Genomic DNA, 6,011 nt, shown 5'->3' with positions numbered 1-6,011 from the left:
TCCGCCGTGACGGCGGCCACGACGTCCCGGCTCGTGGCCCGGTCGTCCCGCTTGTCGGCGCCCACGCCGATCGTCTCCCCGCCGGCGTCGTCGGTGAGCATCCCCGGACCGAGGATCGTCCACTGCAGGTCGGACTCCCGGAGATGGGCATCCGCGGCGGCCTTGGCCTGGGCGTACGGGAAGAACGGATCGTCCTCGGGCACTCCGTGGTCGGTGCGGGCCCCGTCATAGGAGATCATGACGTACCTCTCGACCCCCTCCTCCGCGGAGGCGTCCATGGAGCGGATCGCCGCGTCGCGGTCGACCGCGTAGGTGCGGTCGGCGCACCCGCCACCGGCGCCGGCGGCCCACACCACGGAGCCGCTGTCGCGCAGCACCTCCCGCAGGCCGTCCACGTCGAGTGTCTCGACATCCGCGACGACGGGCGTCGCGCCCACCTCGCGGATGTCGTCGGCCTGGTCCGGATTGCGGATGACGGAGTTGACCTGGGCACCCGCCTCCGACAGGATCCGGGCGGCGCGGAGGGCGACCTTGCCGTGGCCGCCGATGATGGTCACAGGGCGTTCGATACTCATGGCCTCCGTTGTACTCCTCCGCCCCGCTCCGTGCGCCTCCTCGGTGGCGCGGCGCGGGACCGTGGCCGGCACCCCGCCATCCGAGACGCTCCTCACGTTTCGGGGGCGTCCCGGCCCGATCCGGTCACAACTCCACAACGACACGCCGGATGCGCCCGTGTGGGTTCGCGTCGTGTCGGACCCGACGTGCATCATGTGCACATAAGCCGGTACTCACCGGTACACCCTCAGTTCTGCCTCGGAGTCACGCATGTCCTTGTCCCGGTCCGGGTACCTCTCGCGCTCGGCGGCGCAGGTCCCCCTCGTCATCCTCGCCGGGCTACTGGCCCTCCTGCTCATCGCGACCGGATGCACCATCCCCGTCCCCACCGGTTCGGCCGGGGAGACCACCCCGAGTGAGACGTCTCAGGCACCGGAGCCGGCGACCCTCCGGATCACCCCGGCCGACGGGGCGACGGACGTCGCCGTGGTGGACGGCGTCCGGGCCCGGGTCGAGAACGGTTCCCTGACCGAGGTGGTCCTCACCAACGACGCGGGCAAGGAGATCGAGGGCGAGTTGTCGCGGGACGCGACCTCGTGGGAGCCGGCGGTCACCCTCGGGTACGGGCGCACCTACACCCTGGACGTCACCTATCGGGGTGCGACGGGCGGCCCGAGGACCGACACGCGCACGTTCACCATGGCCAATCCTCAGGCCATCATCAGCCCCACCCTGGTCACCCCGGGCGGTGGCGCACTGGAGTCGGGCCGGGAGTACGGCGTCGGGATCATCGTGGGCGCCAGATTCGATCAGCCGGTGGCCGACCGCGCCACCGTGGAGAAGCACATGACGGTCACCACCGAGCCCGCCGTCGAGGGCAACTGGTTCTGGCTCGACGACACCACCGCGCACTGGCGCCCGAGGGACTACTACGCCACCGGCACCCGGGTCCACGTGGACCTGGACACCGAGGGCCGGAACCTCGGCGGCGGCCAGTGGGGCGGAGAGGGCGCGGAGGTGGACTTCACCATCGGTGACCGACGGGTGGCCATCGCCGACGACGTCACCAAGACGGTCTCGGTGTTCCACAACCAGGAGCTGGTCAAGACCATGCCCACGTCGATGGGCAAGGGCGGGTGGGCGACCTACAACGGTGTGAGCATGCACTTCTGGACCCAGCGGGGCGTCTACACGGTCCTCGACAAGGCCAGCTCGGTGCTCATGGACTCGTCGACCTACGGTCTGCCGCTGGACGTCGGCTACAAGGTGACCGTCGACCACGGGGTCCGTCTCACCAACGAGGGCATCTACTTCCACGCCCTCGCCTCGTCGATGTGGGCCCAGGGCAACACCAACGTCTCGCACGGATGCCTCAACCTCTCCCCGGACGACGCGTCCTGGTACTTCGACCAGGCGGTCGCCGGGGACATCGTCGAGGTCCGCAACACCGGCGGCCCGGAGCAGGGGATCTGGCAGAACGGCGACTGGGCTGTCCCGTGGAGCACCTGGCAGAAGGGTTCCGCCGACTGAGGGGCCGGTCGACACCGTTGCCGGTCGGATGGTCGGCACGCTAATTTTGCCCGATGGAGCCCCGCACACCCCGGACCCGCCTGCCCGGAGTCTCGATCGGCCACTGGACGGACCCGTCGGCGATGACGGGGTGCACGGTGGTGCTCCTCCCCGAGGGGGCGGTGGCCTCACGAGAGGTGCGCGGTGGCGCCCCGGCGACCCGCGACCTCGACGCACTCGCCCCCGACAAGGCCGTGACCTCGATAGACGCGGTCCTCCTCACCGGCGGATCGGCGTTCGGCCTGGCCGCCGCCGAGGGGGTGATGCGGTTCCTCGAGGAGGCCGGGCGGGGCGTGCCCACTCCCGGTGGACGCGTCCCGATCGTGCCGACCCTGGCGCTGTTCGACCTCGGGGTCGGCGACCCGAAGGTCCGGCCGACGGCGGAGGACGGCTACTCCGCCGCGGTCGCGGCGAGCGGGCCGCGGTTCGAGGTGGGGCAGCTCGGTGCGGGGACCGGGGCGTTCACGTCGCAGTGGCGCGGGGTGGAGAACCTCCGTGCGGGCGGGATCCGGTACGCGGAGAGCACACTGGGCGACCTGGTCGTGGGGGCGCTGTGCGCGGTGAACGCCTACGGGGACGTCGACCCGGGCGGCACCGAGGTCGACCTCGACAGTGTCGCGAACCTGGTCCCGCCGTTCGACTACACCTCCGATCGGGTCCACACCACCATCGGAGTGGTGATGACCAACGCGAGGTTGGACAAGACCGCGTGCTTCGTCGTCGCACAGGGCGCCCACGACGGGCTCGCCCGGGCGCTGACTCCGCCGCACACCCGGTACGACGGTGACGGTTTCGTCGCCGTGGCCACCGGCGAGGTGGCCGCCGACGTCGACACGGTCCGCCTGATGGCGCTGGACGCCGTCTCCCGGGCGATACGCTCCGCCGGCCACTGACACGCCCGGCGACGCCACACGCCGGAACGGAGTCGACATTTCCGGCGATGGGCGGGACAATCGGTAGTCACCCCGGGCACCGGCCCGTGGGCGACCCCGACGAAAGCGCAGGAGCACCTCCAGTGAGCCGAGCCGATACACCGGCCCGATCTATCAGCCCCCTTCTCGGAAGGGGGAACACCGGATGAGCATCGCGCTCTCACTACTCGTCGGAGTCGTGGTGGTCCTGGCGATCACCGCGCTCACGGGCTACTTCGTGGCCCAGGAGTTCGCGTTCATGGCCGTCGACCGCTCCCGGATGGGGGCCGCGGCGGAGAAGGGCGACCCGGCGGCGGCACGCGTCCTCGGCGTGACCAGACGAACATCCTTCATGCTCTCGGGCGCCCAGCTCGGTATCACCGTCACCACCCTGGTCGTCGGTTACGTGGCCGAACCGCTCATCGGCCGCTCGATCGGCGAACTCCTCGGCCTGGCGTCCGTGCCGCAGGGAGTCGGCGTGGTGGTCGGCACGGTGCTGGCACTGCTCTTCTCGACGGTCGTGCAGATGATCTTCGGCGAGTTGGTGCCCAAGAACCTGGCCATCGCCAAGCCGGAGCCGGTCGCACGCTGGCTGGCCCGGTCCACCACGATCTACCTCGCTCTGTTCGGCTGGCTCATCGGTCTGTTCGACAAGGCGTCCGAGGCGCTGCTCAAGGCCGTCGGTATCGAGCCGGTGCATGACAAGGAGCACTCCGCCACCGCCCGCGACCTGGAGCACATCGTCGCCGAGTCCGAAGAGACCGGCGAGTTGTCCGAGGAGCTCAGCGACCTGTTGGACAGGATGCTCGACTTCCCCGGACAACCCGCCGAGCACGCCATGATCCCGCGGAGCCGCACCGATGTGGTCCGCGCGGAGGACACGGTCAACGAGGTCCTGTCCAAGATGGCCACCGGCCACACCCGCTACCCGGTCGTCGGCGACGACTCCGACGACGTGATCGGCATCGTGGACCTCCACGACCTGCTCTCGGTGTGCGACGACGACCAGGCCGATCTCACCGCGGTGTCCGCCCTGATGCGCGCGCCGATCATCGTGCCCACCTCCCTGCCCCTGCCGGAGGTGGCCGCCCGCCTGAGCGCCGAGAAGTCGGAGATGGCCGTGGTGGTGGACGAGTACGGCGGCTTCGCCGGCGTCGTGACGATGGAGGACATGGCAGAGGAGATCGTCGGCGAGATCGCGGACGAGCACGATCCCCAGCTCGCCGCCGGGACCCCGGTCAGCGAGGGTCTGGGCTGGCTCCTGTCCGGCGACACCCATCTCGACGAGGTGGAACGCCTGCTCGAGATCACCCTGCCCGAGGTGGACGCCGAGACGCTCGGCGGGCTGGTGGTCGAGACGACCGGTGACCTGCCCGAGCTGGGCGACCGTGTCGACATCCCCCTTCCCGACACGGACGTGTTGGAGGAGTTCTCCGCGGACCGGGTCCTCCGGACCGAGGTGCGCCGGATCGAACGACGCGTGCCGGCCGAACTGCACGTCGTGGTCGAGGAGGCCGCGCGATGAACCCCACCACCACCCTGCTCGCCGCCGAGGCCGGATCGGGCCTCATGAGCAACCCGCTCGTCGTGGTGCTCGCCACGATCGTCCTCATCGCGGCGTCCGCGTTCTTCGTCGCCGTCGAGTTCTCGCTGATCTCCGCGCGTCGCCACCGCCTCGAGGACGCGGCGGCGTCGAGCGCCTCCGCCCGGGCCGCCCTGCGCAACGCCTCCGAGCTCACGCTCCTGCTGGCGGGATCCCAACTCGGGATCACGCTGTGCGCACTGGCGCTCGGCTCCATCACCAAGCCCGCTGTCCACCACTGGCTCACCCCGGTGTTCGCCGGCTGGGGCCTGCCCTACTGGACGGCCGACGTCATCGCGTTCGTCATCGCCCTGCTCATCGTCACGTTCCTGCACCTCGTGGTGGGCGAGATGGCTCCCAAGTCGTGGTCCATCACGCACCCCGAGTACTCGGCCACGCTGTTGGCGATACCGATGCGGGGCTTCCTCTGGATCACCCGCCCGCTGCTGGTGATGCTCAACACCCTCGCCAACCGGATCCTCCACCGGATCGGGGTGGAGACCCGCGACGAGGTGGCCTCCGGGCAGGACGCCGACTCCCTGCGGGAGCTCGTGCGCCACTCCGGTGAGGCCGGCACGCTCGACGACACCCACCACCGGCAGCTGCTCAACGCACTGGAGCTGCAGGAGCTCACCGTGGGTGACCTGCTGGGCGAGCGCGGCGTGGACACCCCCGCCGCCCCGGAGGAGATGTCCTCGGTCGACGTGGACGCCTCGCCCGAGGAGATCCGCGAGACGGCCCGCCGCACCGGTCACCTGCGCCTGCTGGTGATGGACAGCGACACCGCGGTGGGCGTGGTGCACGCGCGGGACGCGATCAACATCCAGGCGGCGGCCACGGCGAGGGAGCTCATGCGGCCGAGCCTGTCCCTCGAGCACGATCTCTCGGTGGCCGAGGCGTTCCGCCGGATGCGTGAGGCGCGGGCACACCTCGTCGTCGTCGAACAATCCGGCGGCCACCCCGGCACCCACGTCTCCGAGGTCAGGGGGGTCCTCACGCTGGACGACGTGGTGCGGCGCCTCCTGCCCGTGACCTCCGTGTAGGCCGGGGGCCTGTGGGCCGGGGGCTGCCGGCCGGGGGGGTCGGGGGCCTGCCGGCCGGGGTCAGAACAGCCCGATCACCCTGAGCAGGCCCCACAGCGCGAGCCCGGCCATGCCGATCAACACCAGCAGCATCAGACCCACCGCGCCGACCGCGCGGAGCAGGTAGCCGCGGGCGTCGGTGTCCACGCGCCTGCCCTCGGCGATGGTCCGGTCCACCAGGCGCAGGTTCTTGGACGTGGCCTTGTGCGCGGCGTCCGCCACGTCGCCCACGAAGGGGATCACGCCGAGCACCGCGTCGACGAGGTAGTTCCAGCCCATCCGGAACAGGATGTGGACGGGGACCCGGTTGCG

General features: G+C 70.8%; 6 protein-coding genes. 4 read left to right on the top strand and 2 right to left on the bottom strand.

Going from position 1 to position 6,011, the window contains the following annotated elements:
- A partial coding sequence (locus tag G6018_RS12435) for an NAD(P)-binding oxidoreductase (RefSeq protein ID WP_182639761.1) occupies positions 1-575 on the bottom strand: 575 nt, incomplete at its 3' end.
- Positions 576-825: 250 nt separating this feature from the next.
- Here G6018_RS12435 and G6018_RS12430 point away from each other — a divergent pair.
- The 4 genes from G6018_RS12430 to G6018_RS12415 all read left to right on the top strand — a co-directional run bounded on the left by G6018_RS12430 (position 826) and on the right by G6018_RS12415 (position 5,660).
- Positions 826-2,085 (top strand): Ig-like domain-containing protein, encoded by a 1,260-nt coding sequence (locus G6018_RS12430; protein WP_182610168.1) that lies wholly within the window; start codon positions 826-828, stop codon positions 2,083-2,085.
- A gap of 53 nt (positions 2,086-2,138) precedes the next feature.
- Complete coding sequence (locus G6018_RS12425; protein ID WP_182610169.1) at positions 2,139-3,017, top strand: P1 family peptidase; 879 nt, start codon at positions 2,139-2,141, stop codon at positions 3,015-3,017.
- Between the two features lie 184 nt (positions 3,018-3,201).
- Complete coding sequence (locus G6018_RS12420; RefSeq protein ID WP_179523670.1) at positions 3,202-4,560, top strand: hemolysin family protein; 1,359 nt, start codon at positions 3,202-3,204, stop codon at positions 4,558-4,560.
- On the top strand, positions 4,557-5,660 hold the full coding sequence (locus G6018_RS12415; protein WP_241730556.1) for a hemolysin family protein: 1,104 nt from the start codon (positions 4,557-4,559) through the stop codon (positions 5,658-5,660). Before G6018_RS12420 ends, G6018_RS12415 begins: the two co-directional genes overlap by 4 nt.
- 60 nt (positions 5,661-5,720) lie before the next feature.
- Here G6018_RS12415 and G6018_RS12410 read toward each other — a convergent pair.
- Positions 5,721-6,011, bottom strand: a 291-nt coding sequence (locus G6018_RS12410) for a DUF4112 domain-containing protein (RefSeq protein ID WP_182639760.1), incomplete at its 5' end; no start/stop codon positions are given.

This window comes from Dietzia sp. DQ11-44 (assembly GCF_014145205.1).
In the GTDB taxonomy this organism is placed as follows: Bacteria; Actinomycetota; Actinomycetes; order Mycobacteriales; family Mycobacteriaceae; genus Dietzia; species Dietzia natronolimnaea.
Note: the sequence above shows the minus strand (reverse complement) of the source record. Positions and strands in the feature narration are given on the sequence as shown.